At 37.8% G+C, this 18,108-nt stretch carries 20 protein-coding genes; 14 read left to right on the plus strand and 6 right to left on the minus strand.

The genetic code is table 11. From position 1 onward, the window contains the following. Positions 1-96: 96 nt before the first annotated feature. Entirely contained in the window at positions 97-525 is a 429-nt protein-coding gene (locus ACN6NE_RS20990) for a hypothetical protein (protein WP_474327050.1), read from the minus strand. Positions 526-753: 228 nt separating this feature from the next. Between ACN6NE_RS20990 and ACN6NE_RS20995 the strand changes: the two genes are divergently transcribed. The 5 genes from ACN6NE_RS20995 (at position 754) to ACN6NE_RS21015 (ending at position 3,995) form a co-directional block, all read left to right on the plus strand. Then, the gene (locus ACN6NE_RS20995) at positions 754-1,311 is read left to right on the plus strand and encodes a YdhK family protein (protein WP_474327052.1); all 558 of its coding nucleotides are present in this window, start codon (positions 754-756) and stop codon (positions 1,309-1,311) included. 149 nt (positions 1,312-1,460) lie between these two features. Continuing rightward, a complete protein-coding gene (locus tag ACN6NE_RS21000) occupies positions 1,461-1,595 on the plus strand; it encodes a hypothetical protein (RefSeq protein WP_276319803.1) in 135 nt (44 codons plus the stop codon). A gap of 225 nt (positions 1,596-1,820) precedes the next feature. Beyond that, positions 1,821-3,128, plus strand: coding sequence for an MFS transporter (locus ACN6NE_RS21005; protein WP_129708370.1), 1,308 nt, complete (start codon positions 1,821-1,823; stop codon positions 3,126-3,128). 292 nt (positions 3,129-3,420) lie between these two features. After that, positions 3,421-3,600, plus strand: coding sequence for a hypothetical protein (locus ACN6NE_RS21010; RefSeq protein WP_057243893.1), 180 nt, complete (start codon positions 3,421-3,423; stop codon positions 3,598-3,600). A 74-nt stretch (positions 3,601-3,674) separates the two neighbouring features. Beyond that, a complete protein-coding gene (locus ACN6NE_RS21015; protein ID WP_474327055.1) occupies positions 3,675-3,995 on the plus strand; it encodes a 2Fe-2S iron-sulfur cluster-binding protein in 321 nt (106 codons plus the stop codon). 223 nt (positions 3,996-4,218) lie between these two features. Here ACN6NE_RS21015 and ACN6NE_RS21020 read toward each other — a convergent pair whose 3' ends face one another. Then, positions 4,219-4,785, minus strand: a complete 567-nt coding sequence (locus ACN6NE_RS21020; protein WP_474327057.1) for a peptidoglycan-binding domain-containing protein — start codon at positions 4,783-4,785, stop codon at positions 4,219-4,221. Positions 4,786-5,336: 551 nt separating this feature from the next. On the opposite strand from ACN6NE_RS21020, the gene ACN6NE_RS21025 reads away from it, so the two are divergent. After that, on the plus strand, positions 5,337-6,329 hold the full coding sequence (locus ACN6NE_RS21025; protein WP_129708378.1) for a YibE/F family protein: 993 nt from the start codon (positions 5,337-5,339) through the stop codon (positions 6,327-6,329). After that, complete coding sequence (locus ACN6NE_RS21030) at positions 6,326-7,108, plus strand: YibE/F family protein (protein ID WP_129708381.1); 783 nt, start codon at positions 6,326-6,328, stop codon at positions 7,106-7,108. The genes ACN6NE_RS21025 and ACN6NE_RS21030 overlap by 4 nt, the downstream gene beginning before the upstream one ends. Positions 7,109-7,713: 605 nt before the next feature. On the opposite strand, the gene ACN6NE_RS21035 is transcribed toward ACN6NE_RS21030, so the two are convergent. After that, positions 7,714-7,947: a hypothetical protein gene (locus ACN6NE_RS21035; RefSeq protein ID WP_474327059.1), complete on the minus strand. Its 234-nt coding sequence runs from the start codon at positions 7,945-7,947 to the stop codon at positions 7,714-7,716. A 72-nt stretch (positions 7,948-8,019) separates the two neighbouring features. Beyond that, on the minus strand, positions 8,020-8,700 hold the full coding sequence (locus ACN6NE_RS21040) for a hypothetical protein (RefSeq protein ID WP_240702662.1): 681 nt from the start codon (positions 8,698-8,700) through the stop codon (positions 8,020-8,022). 295 nt (positions 8,701-8,995) lie between these two features. On the opposite strand from ACN6NE_RS21040, the gene ACN6NE_RS21045 reads away from it, so the two are divergent. The 4 genes from ACN6NE_RS21045 (at position 8,996) to ACN6NE_RS21060 (ending at position 13,596) form a co-directional block, all read left to right on the plus strand. Then, complete coding sequence (locus ACN6NE_RS21045) at positions 8,996-9,346, plus strand: ArsR/SmtB family transcription factor (protein ID WP_474327062.1); 351 nt, start codon at positions 8,996-8,998, stop codon at positions 9,344-9,346. A gap of 15 nt (positions 9,347-9,361) precedes the next feature. Further along, entirely contained in the window at positions 9,362-10,660 is a 1,299-nt protein-coding gene (locus ACN6NE_RS21050) for an arsenical efflux pump membrane protein ArsB (RefSeq protein WP_057274862.1), read from the plus strand. A 265-nt stretch (positions 10,661-10,925) separates the two neighbouring features. Beyond that, entirely contained in the window at positions 10,926-13,079 is a 2,154-nt protein-coding gene (locus ACN6NE_RS21055) for a DNA topoisomerase III (protein ID WP_129708393.1), read from the plus strand. A 118-nt stretch (positions 13,080-13,197) separates the two neighbouring features. Next, on the plus strand, positions 13,198-13,596 hold the full coding sequence (locus ACN6NE_RS21060; RefSeq protein WP_129708396.1) for a PaaI family thioesterase: 399 nt from the start codon (positions 13,198-13,200) through the stop codon (positions 13,594-13,596). 4 nt (positions 13,597-13,600) lie between these two features. Here ACN6NE_RS21060 and ACN6NE_RS21065 read toward each other — a convergent pair whose 3' ends face one another. Further along, positions 13,601-14,230 (minus strand): NUDIX hydrolase, encoded by a 630-nt coding sequence (locus tag ACN6NE_RS21065; protein ID WP_474327734.1) that lies wholly within the window; start codon positions 14,228-14,230, stop codon positions 13,601-13,603. A gap of 135 nt (positions 14,231-14,365) precedes the next feature. Here ACN6NE_RS21065 and ACN6NE_RS21070 point away from each other — a divergent pair, with 135 nt between their 5' ends. Further along, positions 14,366-15,055, plus strand: a complete 690-nt coding sequence (locus tag ACN6NE_RS21070; protein ID WP_240702689.1) for a DUF421 domain-containing protein — start codon at positions 14,366-14,368, stop codon at positions 15,053-15,055. A gap of 120 nt (positions 15,056-15,175) precedes the next feature. Continuing rightward, the gene (locus tag ACN6NE_RS21075) at positions 15,176-15,310 is read left to right on the plus strand and encodes a hypothetical protein (protein WP_474327065.1); all 135 of its coding nucleotides are present in this window, start codon (positions 15,176-15,178) and stop codon (positions 15,308-15,310) included. A 68-nt stretch (positions 15,311-15,378) separates the two neighbouring features. Here the strand turns inward: ACN6NE_RS21075 and ACN6NE_RS21080 are convergent, their stop codons facing one another. Beyond that, the gene (locus tag ACN6NE_RS21080) at positions 15,379-16,896 is read right to left on the minus strand and encodes an alpha/beta hydrolase (protein ID WP_474327067.1); all 1,518 of its coding nucleotides are present in this window, start codon (positions 16,894-16,896) and stop codon (positions 15,379-15,381) included. 292 nt (positions 16,897-17,188) lie between these two features. Here ACN6NE_RS21080 and ACN6NE_RS21085 point away from each other — a divergent pair, with 292 nt between their 5' ends. Then, positions 17,189-18,100: an AEC family transporter gene (locus ACN6NE_RS21085; protein ID WP_474327069.1), complete on the plus strand. Its 912-nt coding sequence runs from the start codon at positions 17,189-17,191 to the stop codon at positions 18,098-18,100. Positions 18,101-18,108: the final 8 nt, after the last annotated feature.

Consider the following 18,108-nt stretch of genomic DNA (forward strand, 5'->3'; position numbering starts at 1 on the left):
GCAGTCATAGCAGTATATGCTATGTGGGCAATATAAACTAAAAAGTTTTGGAGTCATCGAGCCATTCTCGGTGAAAGTGATCTAAAAGCAAAGCTGCTAAAGAATATTCTTTAGCAGCTTTGTTAGGTGCAAGGAATTTTTTTGATTCAATTCATACCCTTTAAGATGAAGGTCTTCTGGATGCCTTTGCTGAGCAATTAATACATCACGTCCATCATCCATAATCCAAATGAAATAATGACGGCTAGAACCATCTCCATAGGTAATGGTCATTTTGCAATCGATGCTCCCAGCAGATTCTTCATCTAAGAGAATTTTCATATGCTGTGCCTTTTTTATACTATTGGTGAATGCATTCATATCTTGTTCATCGATAAATGTTTTGAGCGTTTTCATTTTAATGGACGTTACTTCTATCTTTTGTACGCTAGATGAGAGCGTGGAGTGTGCGGAAGCAAAGGGAGCTCCCATCACCAAGCTAAACGTAAGTAAGAGTGAGGATAGAGCAAAGCGTATTTTTAGCATGTTTCTTTCCTCCTTTTATTTTTATACTTTTTCCTTGTGGTAAGTGTTTCATACGAAGGCCTTTTTTAGGCACAGGAATTTTTCATACCCAATTACCTTCATCTTCACAAAATCTGCACAAATTCTGGCTACAATAAAGAAAAGAAGAAGAGTAGGCAAAGATAAGTTGTTTTTAATGATTAAATGATTTTTATTTTAAAGTTTATTATGTGGAAAAGAGGGACTGTTATGAAAAAACAGCTATTTATTCTTGGTGCATCTGTCATTATTGGACTAAGCGGATGCGGAAACGATTCTAGTCATGAAAAGCCTTCAGCTGACAAAAAAGAATCCATGCGCGATCACTCAGAGATGAATCACTCTAGTTCAGGAGAGGTTCCAAAAGGATTAAAGCAAGCTGAGAATCCAACATATAAAGTTGAAGATAAAGCCGTTATAAAAGCAGATCATATAAAAGGCATGAACGGGGCTGAAGCAACGATTGTTGGTGCTTACGACACTACGGCCTATACCGTTTCGTATACGCCAAAGACTGGCGGAAAAAAAGTAAAAAATCATAAGTGGGTTATTCAAGAAGAAATAAAAGATGCGGGTAACGAACAGTTAAAGCCAGGGAGCGAAGTAACGCTTGAAACAGATCATATGACAGGTATGAAAGGGGCAAAAGCAACGATTGATTCAGCCGAAAAAACAACGGTATATATGGTAGACTACACACCGACTACAGGCGGGGAGAAAGTGAAAAATCACAAGTGGGTAACCGAAAGTGAACTTTCAGCCAAATAGACTGTTAGCGAAAAAAGAGGCTGGTACAAAAGTATTTTAGGTGAAGGAAGATCCGAACGATGAATCGAGATTCTTGATTGAGAATCCGACTCGTTCGGATTTTTTTATGGGTATGGTGAACGTAGGTTTCGTATAGTGTCTTCTAGCGGTTGATTGGAGGGCAAGTCGAAGACTCCTGCGGGGAAAGCGGGATAGGTGAGACCCCGCAGGAGCGTAAGCGACGAGGAGGCTCAGCGGCCGCCCGCGGAAAGCGAAGTCTTGCACGGAAATCAACCGCGGTGTAACCAGTAATCCATACGAGCTTCTTTACCCTATTTGTTTGTCTTTAGATTGAATGATTTAGTTAGGTCACGATTTCTTTTTTGTTTGCTTCTTGTTTTATATGATATAGTGATAAATTTCTTACATGATGGATGAAGAAAACGCATGTTTCTTTCAAAAGAAGTTGTGGTATTAAGTAGAATGCTACGGTAATAAAACGAACAAACTACTGATGAAAGGAGCTAGCTATGAGTGAACATACAGTAAAGCGAACAGGACGCACACGATGGTTCATTTCATCTTTGTTAAGCAGTATGATTATTTTAAATTATTTTGATCGTGTAGCGGTGTCAGTGGCCGCTCCTGCAATACAAGATGCATTTCACTTAACGGGAACAGAGCTCGGAATTGTCTTTTCTATTTATACGTATTCTTATACGATCATGCAAATACCTGCCGGAAGCTTGCTTGATCGGTTCGGAGTAGCATGGGTAACAAGAGTGGGTATGGTGATTTGGAGTTTATTAACGATGTCGATGGCATTTTTGCAAGGAAAACTTCTTCTCTATATCGTCCGGTTTTTAATAGGAATAATGAGTGCTTCAGCTTTTCCAGCAGCGTCAAAAGCTACGTCTCTATGGTTTCCTCCAAACGAAAGAAGCTTACCAAATTCTTTGTTTGATTCAGCGGCCAAATTTTCAAATGTACTTGGCGCGCCTCTTGTAGCGTTTCTCATCACTAAATTTGATTGGCGCACAGCATTTTTATCCATTGGAATTATAAACGTGCTGTTTACGCTGCTGTTTTGGTTTTATTACGAAAAACCAGAAAAGCACAGACGCATATCAGATGATGAGTTGAAGTATATTCAAGAAAATAATTTAAATGCGAACGATGAACAAACATCAAAATTTTTACATACCTTAAAAGTATTATTTACGAATCGAAAAGTTTGGGGGCTAATGATTGGGTTTACAGGCTATGGATATACGTTTAATTTACTGTTAACGTGGCTGCCAACTTTTTTAAAAGAAAAATACGGTATGGATATCATGTCATCGGGTCTGCTTACGGCAATACCTTGGCTAATTGCTACATTTGCTGGCATTTTAGTTGGCGGTTGGCTTGTTGATTACCTCATAAAAAAGGGATATAACAGTCAAAAAGTATATCGCACGATCATTGTTGTAGGATTATGCTTAGGGTTTGTTTTTTTAGGCTCTATTTTAACTAATAGTGTTGTAGTAGCGATGATTTGTATCTCGATTGGACTGGCAGGTATATCTGCAACGGCACCAATCGGCTGGTCAATTTCTGCTGAAATTGCGCCTGCAGGCTCTATTTCTCTTCTCAGTTCTATTGTTAATTTAGCTAATAATTTGTTTGGTGGAATTATAGCTACAGCTTTAACGGGATATCTATTGGATAAAACTGGTTCTTTTAATCTAAGCTTTATTGTAGCAGGAATTGTATTGTTGCTAGGCTTAATTTTCTATATTTATGTGCTGGGAGATATTAAGCAAATTAAAATTCAAAAAAACCAACGTACGAAGTAAAACCCCATGACTCGTTATGGGGTTTTACTTTTGATTATAAATAACGACCTTGCTCATGCACTTAGTGATGTGAAAAAGTCTAGTCTTCTGATCTGACGCTATTAAAAGGAGAAACAAGATGAATTTGTTTGTTTGAAACATATGAAGGGACTTGTTTTAAAATAGAATTGTTGGTATAGCATGTTCTTAAAAAGGTTAAGATGGTTTTTATGAAGAAATTCTGTGTCTATTTTTGTGATGTCAGCAGAAGTAGATATGAACCGCACTATAAAAAATAGAAAGGCAGAGGAACATGAATCATAAAGAAAGTGAAAACAATACTGAGTTAAATCAAAGTCATTTGTTAAAGGAGCCTCAACGTATAGAATTATCTAAGTATCAAATTTTAAAAGCACTGATACCTGTTATTATACTTGGGATTGTCGTTTTAGTTGCCATATTACAAAACGATGGTCTTCTTAATTGGATTTAGGCATGCAATAAAAAGAAACTGCATATAGTATAATTTAAATCGCTTGTACACAGTAGAGGGAAAGAGGGAGATACATGCCAAGAGTAACCGTTTTAGGATACGGAAGTTTTGAAGTGGCAAAAGGAAAAAAGCTTGTCTTGGCACTCGAAGATAACGGTATAAATATTCTTCATCGATGCGGCGGGAAAGCTAAATGCACGACTTGCAGGGTAGAAGTGCTTGAAGGTGAATATTGTGATTTAACACACGTAGAGAAAAATGCATACTCAGAAAGTTCAATTGAAGATCACTTGCGCTTATCATGTCAAATTCGTGTAAATGAAGATATCATCGTTCGGCCAATACTAACGGTAGAGAGCTCAGGACGAGAAGCAGGACCTCGACCCGCAGAGTAGTCCTGTGATCGCAAAAAGCAGCGTGTGGAATGTTCAGCATGCTGCTTTTTTCATTTTTATTAAAAAATAACAAGAACAGCTGCGGGGAGAAAAAGCTGTTCTTGTTCAAGTAAAATACCTACGGAATGATTCCTTTAAATTTTAGCATTCTGTAAGAGAAGTAGTAAATCACTCAAAAGAGTGATTATGAAGGCTTTTTTCGAACCGCTATTTGTAAATAGGTTTAATTGGATGCTTCAATCACATCTCCATTTTTGTAAATATGATACCACCCTATGGTACCTGATCCGCCTTCATCCATCCAGTCTTTGTTTTTTGCTACGAATTTGTAGTAAGCTTTATCGTTGTTATCTTTCCGTAAGCGGTCGTCTGTACTGAAGACAATGTTGTCACCAAGTTCTTTTTTACCGAATGTAATAGCTGTGCTGACAGGAAATTGCTTTCTTTCTACCTTGTTCTCATCTAAAGCTGCCCATGTTAAGGGACCAACAATACCATCTGGAGACAAGCTGTGATCGATTTGAAATTCTTTTACTACATTTTGTGTTTGCGTACCGAAAATTCCATCAACTGATGTGTTATACTTCACATCTTTTAAGCTTTGCTGTAAGTCCTTTACGTAGCTAGAGTGAGAACCTTTACGAAGCGTAGGCCTTGTTTCTGCTTTAGTTTCAATTTTTTGTGAGTAGGTATCTTTAGCAGCTGCTTCAGTAGTTGGAGTGCTGAATGCTACGCATGTTGTTACAAGGGTGAGAGTAGAAAGCATGACAAGTGTTTTTTTCGTTAACATGAAATAACCTCCTTGTTTTTAGCAACTATTTGTCGCTTTTCATGAGTTTTATAACTAATCAGTAGCTATAAAGTCAATTTATTATAGCGCAGACAGTTTTCTATTTGTTTTTATATTCCTATGATTATATAAGATAGTCATAAAAAACTAGTGAAGTAGATAAATCGTTCTATGTTTTCACTATAATTTCACTTTTCTCTGATACAGTACGGAATGAAAAATAGCATGTGGAGTGTCTTGCATGATCATAGTGTGTTTTGCTGTATAGCACCCATAATAAATAAACGAATGAAAAGACTGCAAAGGGTCTTAGATCTCTTTGCAGTCTCTTCATGTTCAAGAGCTCTGCGTTCAAATAATAACCAGAAAGGAATTATGTGATGTCACCTCTGTATTCCCAGCATATAAGGAATCTTTTTTCGAAGCAAAAGTTTAATAAATTATCGCGTAAACAAATCTTTCTCTATATACTAGGAATTTGCTTTTTGTGTATAGTGCTAATAGTAACAAACCATAATTATTCGCTTTATAAAAAACCGATAGCGGAGGTAGTGAAGACGAATGTTGTAGAAAAAAACACATCTGCTGATTTAAATCATAATAAAGATACCGTGTATTCTCAGGAAATTGTTGCTAAAATCATGAACGGAAAATATAAAGGAAGGCTTATCCATTTAGAGAATACGTACTCATACTCAGGTGCTTATGATCAAAAGTACACTGTCGGAACAGCTCTTTTTGTCTCCTTAGAAAAGAATTCACAGCATGCTTTAAGCGGCACGATTGAAGGAGTGAAGCGGGACACGCAGGTTACCGCTGTCGCGGGTTTATTTATATTAATTTTGCTGGCTATTGGAAGGAAGCAAGGTTTTTATTCAATCATTAGCTTATTTATTAATATTGTCCTTTTAATCGGGGCCCTCAATGTATATTTAGCACTAGGGAATGTGAGCTTGCTAGCTGTATGTATTGTTGCGGTCGTTCTTTTTACAGTTATTTCTTTATTATTAGTAAGCGGTAATCAAGAAAAAACGCATGTAGCAATTATTTCAACTTTAATAGGTACGTTTGTTTCTCTATTAATTGCGTACATCGTCATGCAGCTAACAGATTCGAACGGTCTTCATTATGAAGGAATGGAGTTTGTAACGATTCCTCCTCAAAAAATATTTATGAGTGAGGTACTAATTGGATCATTAGGAGCTGTCATGGATGTAGCTATTACCATTACTTCTTCTGTTTATGAACTATATGAAAAGAATAAAGAGATAGCGCACAAAGACTTACTGAAATCGGGCAAGGAAATTGGCGGAGACATCATGGGAGCGATGACGAATATTTTATTTTTTTCATATATAAGTGGAACAATTCCAATGGTTCTTCTTTATTTGAAAAATGGCTCTCCTTTAGGATACACGTTTTCGATGAATTTCTCGTTAGAGTTAATCCGTGCTCTTACTGGCAGCATTGGCATTGTGCTAACGATTCCACTTACACTCTATCTTTCGATTCTTTTTATTTTTAGGAAGGGGAACAGAAAGTGAACGTTTTACTATTGCTTGCTCTTATTTTATTTATTCTTATGAGTATTGTGGGCGGAAAAAAAGGGGTTAGATCTTTCCTTGCTTTGTTCTTGAATTTTGTCGTTATTTTTCTAACCATTCTCTTTATGCTGTCTATAAAAAATACGATTATTGTTACGTTAATCGCTTGTACAATCATTAGCTGCATTAATTTATTTTATATTAATAAATTCAATCATAAAACGCTTGCTGCGTTTGTTTCAACGATTATTACCTTAGCCGTTTTAGTACTCTTTATTTTTATCATTGAACATCATGCCGTGATTCAAGGGTTTGGAGAAGAACAAGAAGAAGAAATTAACGCTTTTTCACTTTACGTTGGAATTGACTTTGCTAAAATAGCTATTTGTACCATTATTATGGGAGCCATAGGAGCGATTATTGATATTTCGCTATCTATTTCATCTTCTATGAATGAATTATTTGTTCATGATCCGTCCGTAACTAAAAAAAATCTCTTCAATTCAGGACTGAAAATCGGAAGAGATATTTTAGGCACCACAACCAATACACTGTATTTTGCATTTGTAGGGGGATATTTAACTTTAATTATATGGTTTAAGAGATTGTCGTATTCGTTTGGAGATATTATCAATTCAAAAACCTTTTGTGCAGAAGTCATTTCTATCTTAAGCGGAGGCATTGGTGTAGCCATTATTATTCCAATTACTTCGTGGATTAGTGCCTCTATTTTCTTACAAAAAAGAGAAAAGCGAAGCATATGTACAAATAAAAAATAGAAAAATTATAAGAAAATGCCCATCCAACTGGTTGTTGGTAATATTTGGATGGGCATTCACAATATTTGTGGAATGTTGAAAAAAACTTGATAGAGGCTGGAAGTTATAGTTGAACGAAGGATTATTCTCTATTTTTCTCAATGATAGATAATACGAAAAGGCCAGGAAGCAGAATTTACAGGAGAAGCAGCTTTTACAAGGACGGTCTCACCGTTAACTGGAATTACATTTTTAAAAGCATAAATTCTACGTTCACCTCTTGGAGATCCAGGTCCTCTGGAGGTCTTTTGAGGTATAATATTTCGCTCATTGTTTGGGTCAAGTATCCAGTGTACGTACCAAATCTGCCGTAAAAATTGCCTATTTGTACTTTGCGGACGTTCATCAAATATACAGTGATTCACTTGGCCTGTCCAATATAGATATCGCCCGTTTCCTATATGCCATTCATCACCTGCCCGATATCTGATTCCTACACATTCACCGAGATAGATAACATCAGGGATGTTATAATGATTCTCTCTTTGACAGCTAGGGTCACTATATTGTGTATAAGGCGTAACTTCTACTTTTTTCAATTGATTTTTTCTAAAATACAAATATTGCTACGTGACTTGCCCTGTCGTTCGGTTTACGGCTCGGTGGCTAAGAAGAATACCATTATAAGTCTGTAACTTTGTGTTATCGATGCTTCTTGTAACGGTTAAGGTACCAGCATTTGAGCTTATGACGCCGCCTACTAATCTTCCATTATGAACACAGTACCCGTTTCTGCAAGAGGCACCGGCATTAGCTCGATATAGAACTCCTACGCATGTCCCACTATTAATTAAAGTCAATTATATTCACCTCGCATTCCAACTTGTTTTATAGAAATAGCTTTCGAAAGTGCTCTTCGTTTGAAGTGATTTCTATAGATCATCCGGGCCGTATCGATAGGAAGGCTGTGTTTGAATAAAGTAGCCATTTCGCACTTGAGCCACCCAGTTTTGAAATATTTCTCTCCATTCAACACGGTTAAAAAACTCATCAAGCGGCTTTGTAGAATCCCATTCAATAATAAAGAAAGGAACTACTGATGGATTCCAGACGCCTATACTATTGACACCTGATTCTTTGATAAGAAGTAAAGGCAGGCCTCGTTGGTAACCCATGATTGGCTCTATTTGTAAAAACGGGGCACCTTCCCATGATGGTGGCGGAGGTGTACCGCAGGGAATATTCGTCATGGTATAATTGGCGAAGACTTGCTGCATATTCACCGCGATCAACCCATAGCTAGAGAGTATCATTCGGCGAACGCTTGTTATCGTTTTATTAGGATATTGCTCTGTATCAGGCAGTGTACCAGGGAAAATAAGAGCACGTTCAATTTCATCAATTAAACGATTAAGAAATTTTGTTTGAGTAGTATTAAGCATAGAAGGGTGGCTGAGGAATACAGGGATTTTAAAAGCTCTGTCGGCTGTATTTTTCAAAGAGATTTTAGGGGAAGCAGAGGGAGATACTTTATTGTCTCTAAGAGAGTAAGGCTTGTCTACATAATATTTACCATCTTGCGGGTTATAATAGGAATAATGTTTTTTTATCATAATCATTCTTTCTTATTTTTCTCTATATTTTATATGGATAGACAAAATAAGTATGTTTGTTTGTCGAAGGACATTAGGAGCATTTTTACGAGAAAATATACCTATAGTATTATGTGCTAGATTTGGTTTAGATTAGTAGGGAAAAAATAACTTCTTTAAATCCTTAGACAACTACTAAATCACTTTTAGTTTACTAAAAAATTGTAAAACATTTAGAAATCAATTATAGTAATGAGCATTAATACATAAGCACATTATTATCTATCAACTGAAAGGGAGTAGGAGGTATTCATTAATGACCACAAAATCTATAGATAGTATTGAAAAGGCAGCCCAAATCTTAAAATTATTGGGAGATAAAACAAGGCTTTCGATGGTGAAATTAATAGAGAACAATGAATGCTGTGTGTGTGAGTTCGTAGATATCTATCAAGCTAGTCAACCTTCAATTAGTCAGCATTTACGAAAATTAAGAGATGCTGAACTTGTGAAGGAAAGAAGAAAAGGGCAATGGGTTTTTTATTCTCTTAATAAAGAAAGCCAGTACTATGAGTTTGTTCTGGGCATACTTGAATCTGTACCAAGTCAGGACGAACGTTTAAAAGAGCTGGAAAAACAAGGACTGCGTATTAGTTGTTGTGAATAATTGGAGGTTTAAAAAGTGGCATCAGTTGTACTAGCATCATTGATTTTTTTAGTAACATTAATTTTTGTCATTTGGCAGCCGAAAAATTTATCAATCGGCTGGTCGGCTTGCGGGGGAGCTATGATTGCTTTACTGGCAGGCGTTGTTGATTTTCAAGACGTTCTTGAGGTAACCAGCATTGTGTGGAATGCGACTCTTACGTTTATTGCTATTATTATTATTTCTTTAATTTTAGATGAAATTGGTTTCTTTGAATGGGCAGCGCTTCATATGGCTAGAGCTGCAGGAGGGAACGGCGTGCGTATGTTTGTTTACGTGTCTCTTCTTGGAGCCGTTGTAGCAGCGCTATTTGCTAATGACGGAGCAGCGTTGATTTTAACACCCATTGTACTAGCCATGGTTCGGGCATTAAAGTTCGACGATAAAATGGTTTTTCCGTTTATTATCGCAAGTGGATTTATTGCAGATACAACTTCGCTGCCCCTTGTTGTTAGTAACTTAGTAAATATCGTATCAGCCGACTTCTTTGGTATTAGCTTTTCTGAATTTGCATCACGCATGATTGTTCCAGATTTGGTTTCTCTGTTTGCAAGTATTATGGTCTTGTATCTGTATTTCCGCAAAAGAATTCCTAAGAAATACAATGTAGCAGATTTGCAGAAGCCAGTGGATGCCATCAAAGATGAAAAGATGTTTCGGTTATCTGGAATTGTCTTAGTTTTGTTAGTGCTAGGCTATTTAATTGGAGAATTCTTTAGCGTCCCTGTTTCGATTATTGCAGGTATTATTGCTATTCTATTTTTGATGATGGCCAAAAAAAGCCGAGCGGTTCATACAAAAAAAGTGTTACAGGGAGCTCCATGGGCGATTGTCTTTTTCTCTATCGGCATGTATGTCGTTGTATACGGCTTGCGTAATGCTGGTTTAACAGAAATTCTGGCTGACGTGATCCGAGCAACGGCCAGTCATGGACTGTTTGCAGCAACAATTGGTATGGGATTCACTGCGGCTATTCTTTCATCGATTATGAACAATATGCCAACTGTTATGATTGATGCACTAGCAATCGATGCAACACACGCAGCTGGAACAATCAAGGAAGCATTGATTTATGCAAACGTCATTGGATCGGATTTAGGTCCGAAAATTACCCCGATTGGTTCTTTAGCGACGCTTTTATGGCTTCATGTTCTTTCAACAAAAGGCGTGAAGATTTCATGGGGAACGTATCTTAAAACAGGTATTATCTTAACGATTCCGACATTGTTTATTACGCTTGTTGGTTTGTATATTTGGTTATTGATTATTTCATAACACGTCCTAAAGGAGATTTGTTTTAGTCGATATGATAATGGCTGTTGCCAGAAAAATTCAGATGTGTATCGAAGCTGTAGAAAATGATCTACAGCTTTTTTATTGAAAAGGTATAACGGATAGCGACACGTTTTTAAAATGAGATAGGTATCCCTCATCTAAACTACTTTTCTCCTCATTCATACTCCAACAGCTCTTTCTATGATAAAATAATAAAACTGACTAAGTTTCACATGGAAATTTGAAATGTAAGGTGATTAGATACATGAAGTTAATTATTGCAGAAAAGCCGGATCAAGGATCTACGCTAGCTTCACAGTTTAAGCCGAAGCGTCACGACGGCTATTTAGAGATTCCACCGAATGAAGTGTTTACAGACGGAGCGTATGTAACGTGGGCAGTCGGGCATTTATGTCAGCTTGTGAGTCCGGAAGATTATAAGCCGGAGTGGAAAAAGTGGTCAATTGACACGCTGCCGATGATTCCAGACCGTTTTCAATATGAAGTGACGCGCTCAAAAGCGAAGCAGTTTCAAGTGGTAAAAAAGCTGCTTAAAAAGCCTACGGTCACAGAAATTATACATGCGGGAGATGCGGGGCGCGAAGGAGAATTAATTGTTCGTAATATCATTCAGCTGTCAGGTGTGCATAAGCCGATGAAGCGATTGTGGATTTCTTCTTTAACGCCAAAAGCCATTTATGATGGGTTTCAACAGTTAAAAGACGAAAGCGATACGCGTAACCTTTATTATGAAGCATATACAAGAGCATGTGCAGATTGGGTCGTTGGGATGAATGCTTCACGGGTGTATAGCATTTTGTTAAAAAAGCATGGCATGTCAGATGTTTTTTCGGCAGGACGAGTTCAGACGCCAACTCTTGCTTTGATCGTGAAGCGTGAAAAAGAAATTGATAACTTTAAATCAGAGCCTTTTTGGGAAGTGCTGGCTAAGTTTGATATTGAAGGAAAGAAGTATGAAGGCAAATGGCATCAAGACGGAGAATCGCGTCTTAAAGAAAAAGAAATGGCCTATAAAATTGCTCAGTTTTGCGAAGGAAAAGACGCGGAAGTTCATGAACTCGTAACGGAGCGAAAAGAGTTCCAGCCGCCTTTATTATTTAACCTATCATCACTTCAAGCAACCGCGAATAAAGCGTTTAAGTTTTCTCCTAAAAAGACGCTTGATGTGCTGCAAGGGCTGTATCAGAAAGGAATTGTTTCTTATCCACGATCAGACTCAAACTACGTAACAGAAGGAGAAGCGGAAACGTTTCCTGAGATTTTAGAAAAACTGAGTGCTTTTTCTGAATACGAACATTTATTTCCGCTTCCGTACGATTCAATTCTAGGAAATAAACGCTATGTAAATGCAAAAAAAGTGAGCGACCACTATGCGATTATTCCCACGGAACAAGTGAAGGACCCTAGCAAACTGTCAGGAGACGAACAGAAAATTTACGACTTAGTCGTAAGACGTCTAATTGCGGCACACTATGAAAAAGCGATTTTCGATTATACAACGATTACGACACTCGTGGAAAAGCGAGCAGCTTTTATTTCAAAAGGAAAGCAGCAAATTCAAGAAGGCTGGCGCAAAGTAATTTTTCAAAATGAGAAAGACGACGATGTCATTCTTCCGAATGTCCAAGAAGGCGAAGAAGGAAAAGTTGTTAAGGTAGACGTAAAAGAAGGTAAAACACAGCCTCCAAAACGCTACACCGAAGGTCAGTTGATTACACTGATGAAGACAGCGGGTAAGCATTTAGATAATGATGAGCTGGAGAAAATTTTAGCAAAGTCAGAAGGCTTAGGGACGGAAGCAACGCGTGCTGGAATCATTACGATGCTTAAAGATCGTAAATATATTGATGTGAAAAAAAACCAAGTGTTTGCGACTGATAAAGGAAAGGTATTGATTGACGCGATTGGAGATAAAATTTTAGCTTCTCCAGAAATGACGGCTAAATGGGAGCAGCGTTTAGCTGAAATTGGAGAAGGAGCAGCATCAGCCGCTGCTTTTATGGAACAAACAAAAAAGCTGTCAGCTAAAATTATCGAAGACGCTGTCGAAGCCGAAAGCAAGTGGAACTTCAGCGGATATGACACTGAGTCTATTCAGCGAAAAGGCAAGGGCAAAGGTAAAAGCTTTTCTTCCAAATCGTTTGGTTCGTGTAAGCTTTGCGACGGAAAGGTAGTCGATAAAGGTTCATTTTACGGATGCTCAAACTATGCAAAAACAAAATGCACGTTTACCGTATCGAAAAAGATTTTAGGTAAAACAGTTACGCAGGCTAATTTAAAAAAGCTGTTAAGCGAAGGACAGACAGATTTAATTGAAGGTTTTAAAAAAGGTGATAAAACCTTTAATGCTAAGTTAGAATGGAAAGAGAACAAAGTGCAGTTTTTATTTGAAAAGTAGAGAAATAAAAAGCGTTTGCTAAAGAGCAAGCGCTTTTTGCATGTGAAGAAACAGGAGTTTTCCAGCTTTTCTAGAATTTCTTATCTTATATAGTTTATTCATATAAAGGATGAGATTAATGAAACGAACGAGTAAAGGGATGATTCCGTTTTGGGATTATATTGGCATTGAAGAAACGCTGCTTGAAGAAGGATATGCGGAGTTAAAAATCGCGATTCAACCGCAGCTTCTGCAAGGAAGAGGAACGGTTCATGGAGGCGTTATTGCCACGCTTATCGACGCGGCGGTTGGTTCAGCTGTGCGGTCTTCTCTTTCTGGGGATGAAAGTGCCAGTACAGTTGAGTTAAAAGTAAATTATACTAGACCAAGTATGGGCGAATATTTAGTTGCAAAGTCTACCCTGTCTCACCGAGGCAAGACGCTTGCTGTTGGAGAAGTGAAAATTGAAGACAGCAGCGGCAAGCTTGTTGCGCTTGGGAGTGCAACCTATATGATTTTTTCAGCAAAAAAAGCTTAGGATTCTAAGCTTTTTTTGCTGAATGCAGCTGCTGACTAATACATGCAATGATTTTTTTATAGTAAGCTTCGGGATGGGGAGCAAATTCACTTTTGTGTGCCGTACGGTGAATAGGCTCTTTTTTATTTGTTATTCCTTCAATCATCAGTTCTGTTTGATTTCCAAGCCACAGTTCGCAAAAGTGAGAAAACGGCGCTTTTACAAGTCCTGATACCTCTTCTTGCTGCAAAGTAAAAGCACTAAGAGGATGAGAGCTGTAGTATAAAAATACGTGTGCAAATTCTTTATCAATATAGCGTGGCTGAGATACTTCGTATTTAAAGACATCTAAAGAAAGCAATTCATCAAATGAAATGTTTATGCCGAGCTCTTCGTGAATTTCTCTTACACCGTCCTCAGCGGTTTCTGTATGAAGCAAATGTCCGGCAGCTGTGATATCAAGCGCACCGGGATAATCTTGTTTTTGTTCGCTTCGAATTTGAAAATAAATATAGTCTGTATCATTTTCACGGCTGACAAACCAGCAGTGAAACGCTTCGTGCCAATAGCCTTTTTCATGAACTTCTTTGCGAGACGCTGTTCCTATGCGCTCCTGTTGGTCGTTAAATACGGTTAACACTTCATTGTTCATGATAAGCCCTCCATTTGTTTCCTACTTCTTTCTACTCTAACCTGTCGTGAAAGGTATGTAAATAATGGAAGATGAAAAAACGTGTTCATACATAAAAATAAGTACAAAATAAAGGATACATCAATTTTAGTAAAGAAGGTGCATGCGTTGAATCATTGGATGGAAGTGGTACTTCGTTCAGTGTTGATTTTACTTGGCTTATTTTTTATTACAAAGCTGTTAGGGAAAAAACAGTTATCTAAACTTTCTTTTTTTGAATATATCGTTGGCATTACGATTGGAGATATTGCGGGAACAATTTCAATGGATGTAGATTTACAGGCAAGTCACGGGGTAGTAGCAATTTTAGTGTGGGCATCCTTTCTTATTGTTGTCTCAAATGTATCGTTAAAAAGTATAAGCTTTCGAAAAGCAGTGGAAGGGACAACAACGCTCCTTATTAAAGAAGGAAAAATCCTTGAGGAAAATGTAAAAAAAGAAAAATATACAGTAGATGAACTCATGGAACAGCTTCGGAAAAAAGACATCTTTTATGTGGAAGATGTAGCTTTTGCCATGCTCGAAACCAACGGCGAATTAAGCGTGCTGTTAAAAAAAGAAAAGCAAAACGTTACGAGAGAAGATTTATTAATAAAAGGTGAGGCGACACGATTACCTCAAACGATTATCATGGACGGAAATATAATGAAAGAAGCGGTTCATGAGCTGGGATATAGCGTAGCGTGGGTTAAAGAAGAGCTCAAAAAGAAAGGTGCTGCAGCCGATAAGGTATTTTTAGGTCAAGCAGACTCAGCAGGTCATTTGTATCTTGATTATTATGAAGACTGAGGCTGAGAGAAAAGTATTTTAGCCCAAGTGAAAAACGAACCACTAATCAACATGTTTGATTAGTGGGTCGTTTTTTTGTGATTGTGAACATAGTATTATTTGTTTCGTTCCTTCTAGCAGGTGATTGGAGGGCAAGGCGAAGACTCCTGCGGGAAAAGCGGAACAGATGAGACCCCGCAGGAGCGCAAGCGACGAGGAGGCTCAACGGCCACCCGCGGAAAGCGAAGCTTTGCACGGAAATCAACTGCGGTGTAATAAGCAGTCAAGCTCATCTATCTCATTTGTTCATCTTTAGGTTGGATTCATTTAGTTATGTCTCAACCTCAGCGGGGATCTACTTCTCGTCCAGATTTTATGTCGATGACTTTAAGGCTGTCTTTTGGTGCTTTAATATCTTTACTTGCAGGCGCTGCTTTTTTATTTTCCACCCAGTCTACTAACAAATCAAAAGACTGATGAGCATATGGAAGCAGGGGCTGAAGTTCTTGATTTGGGTCCGTTTGTTTATTCCATACTAAGCTGTCAACGTGATTTCCGTTTTTAACAGTATAAAGACGATGAAGATTTGTCTTGCCAGCTTTTTTAACGAGCTTTTCATAGCCTTCGGCGTGAATAGAAGGGAAGATAAGTGAATCGAGAGAGCCGGTCATACTGATAAGAGGCACATCGATATCGCCCGTATTTTCTACTTTTGCTACATTTTCTTTTACGCTTTTTGGACGGGTTTGATAGCGATAATTTTCAAAGATGTAGTCCCATGAGCGGTCCCGTAGGCCTGATGAAGTAAAGTTTAAATAGTTGTGCCAGTTTGTTCTTCCGGGAGCTGTCGGATCAAAGTGGTCACGGTAAATGTTTAAAGTGACCGCCCAGTACACTTGATCATGATAATTCCACAATTTTTCTGATCCTTTCGGAAGGCCGGCTTTATACATTTGTTTAATAGCTTTTTTCTGCTCTTTTCCCGTTCCGTACAGCGCTTCTTCTGCGTTGTTCACAACAGGGGTTAGTGAGCTAATTAAATTGGGTGCTTTTGCACTCCACAATACGCCTTCCCAATCGACGCCTCCATCAAATAAACGAGGCTCTTTTGTTTGTTTTGGATCGTCGTGTTCAAGTGCATATCTGACGACGTATCCGCCGTTTGAAATGCCAATTGCATACGTGGGTACTTTATGATCGTTTCGAATCAAATGGCTTGCAGGATTTTTTCGATTGGACGGGTTGATTAGCTTGTCTGAATAATGAGTAGTCAAGTATTTCTGGGCAGCTTTTGTCATTTGACGATAGCGCATATTCCATTCTGCTACGCTGTCGTCATCGTTAGTAAGTGCATTTTTTACTTTAGCAAAAGGGTCGGTAGGGTCACTTTCTCCTTGCGTTCCTTTATCAATCGCAGCAAACGCATAGCCTTTTTTAAGAACGTAATCGCTGAATAATAAATCGGTGGACGTTTCATTGCGCGTGGCAGGAATGCCTGCTACTACAAGTTTTCCATTCCAGTTATCAGGAACTCGGATGACGAACTGAGCGTCTTCGAAAATTCCATTTACTTGCGTTCCTTTAACCGCAGCAGGCTGGTTGATTCGATACCAGCCCGATTCATCTTCAGCTTTCCCCCAATTATAAGGAGTAAGCCCAATGTTTCCATAGAGCGTAGCCTGCTGATATTGAGCGGGGTTTTTAGTCGTCAGCCAATTCCCGTTCGCTCCATCAAAATAGGTTTCTGCCGACTGATCAGCATTTGGGATGACATCTGTTTTGTTAGAAGCTTCAGCAAGAGATCCTGAAGCTGAAAAACAAAGAGCAGCCGAAAAAATAAGCGCTATCATTTTTCGTTTCACGTTTCTTCCTCCTCATAAAAATACTACATACCTTTTAAATAAATTCCATAAAAAAGAAAAATGTCCTGTTTTAAAATCAGTTTGGAGGATAGTTTTTTCATTTGTTTCTAAGCTGTTTTTGTCTAACAAACAGGTAAACTGCATCCAATTCTCTAGTTTCTTTTTGAGCTGCTTATATTATAATGAAACAAGGATTAAAAAAGACAGGGTAAAACAATCGATTAAATAAGTATAAAAGATATGAAAAACGTTTCTATAAAACGTTTATCTTAAAGGGCAAGGGAGTAGGTCTATGAGCAGCTTTAACAGTCAGTTTTTGTATTCCATTACAATCATTCTATTAGGATACATACTAAAACGAACAAACCTCCTTCAGCAAAAAGACGGGGAAGCTTTAGCAAGAATTATTTTTAATATTACAATGCCTTGCTTGATTATTGTCACATTCAGCAGTATTAGAATTGATGGATCGCTTATCTTACTATTAGTTATTGGGATTGTCTATGGCTTGCTGCTAGCTGCTGTAGGGGTTTTTGTTTTTCGAAAAGATGAAAGAAAAGTGAAAGGCATGTTAACAATGATGATTCCAGGGTTTAATATTGGAATGTTTGCTTATCCATTAGTAGAAGGCATCTGGGGAAAAGAAGGGCTTAAATATTTTGGAATGTTTGATGTCGGAAATGCCTTTGTTATTTTTGTTTTATGCTATGTGATTGGCAGCTACTACTCAGGAGATGATATTGACATTGAATTTAAAAAGATTTTATACAAAGTATTAAAATCGATGCCGCTTCTTACCTACGTAATCATTTGTCTTCTTGCGATTATAGGCATTCATTTACCATCATATGTATTAGACATTTCAGGCATTATCTCTAAAGCGAATATGCCGCTTTCTCTTTTGCTTTTAGGCGTATATTTAAATTTTTCGTTCCAAAAAAGTTACTTGAAAAAAATTATTATGTTTTTAAGTATCCGCTACGTAATCGGACTTGGCGTAGGAATTGCACTGTTTTTCCTGCTTCCATTTGAAGATATGTTCCGGTATACAATCTTAGTTTGCTTCATTCTACCGGTAGCGGGGTCAGTTTTACCTTACGCAGTAGAATTCAAATACGATCAAAAATTTGTCGGCACCGTTTCAAATATGACCATTCTGCTGAGCTTTTTGCTGCTGTGGGGAATGACAAATATTTTAATGTAAATAACAAA

The organism is Priestia sp. 53B2, assembly GCF_056099005.1.

Bases quoted from the DNA above. Each gene is read 5' to 3' on its own strand.
- ACN6NE_RS20990 (WP_474327050.1), bottom strand. From the start codon at position 525: ATGCTAAAAATACGCTTTGCTCTATCCTCACTCTTACTTACGTTTAGC.
- ACN6NE_RS20995 (WP_474327052.1), top strand. From the start codon at position 754: ATGAAAAAACAGCTATTTATTCTTGGTGCATCTGTCATTATTGGACTA.
- ACN6NE_RS21005 (WP_129708370.1), top strand. From the start codon at position 1,821: ATGAGTGAACATACAGTAAAGCGAACAGGACGCACACGATGGTTCATT.
- ACN6NE_RS21010 (WP_057243893.1), top strand. From the start codon at position 3,421: ATGAATCATAAAGAAAGTGAAAACAATACTGAGTTAAATCAAAGTCAT.
- ACN6NE_RS21015 (WP_474327055.1), top strand. From the start codon at position 3,675: ATGCCAAGAGTAACCGTTTTAGGATACGGAAGTTTTGAAGTGGCAAAA.
- ACN6NE_RS21020 (WP_474327057.1), bottom strand. From the start codon at position 4,785: ATGTTAACGAAAAAAACACTTGTCATGCTTTCTACTCTCACCCTTGTA.
- ACN6NE_RS21040 (WP_240702662.1), bottom strand. From the start codon at position 8,700: ATGATAAAAAAACATTATTCCTATTATAACCCGCAAGATGGTAAATAT.
- ACN6NE_RS21045 (WP_474327062.1), top strand. From the start codon at position 8,996: ATGACCACAAAATCTATAGATAGTATTGAAAAGGCAGCCCAAATCTTA.
- ACN6NE_RS21055 (WP_129708393.1), top strand. From the start codon at position 10,926: ATGAAGTTAATTATTGCAGAAAAGCCGGATCAAGGATCTACGCTAGCT.
- ACN6NE_RS21060 (WP_129708396.1), top strand. From the start codon at position 13,198: ATGAAACGAACGAGTAAAGGGATGATTCCGTTTTGGGATTATATTGGC.
- ACN6NE_RS21085 (WP_474327069.1), top strand. From the start codon at position 17,189: ATGAGCAGCTTTAACAGTCAGTTTTTGTATTCCATTACAATCATTCTA.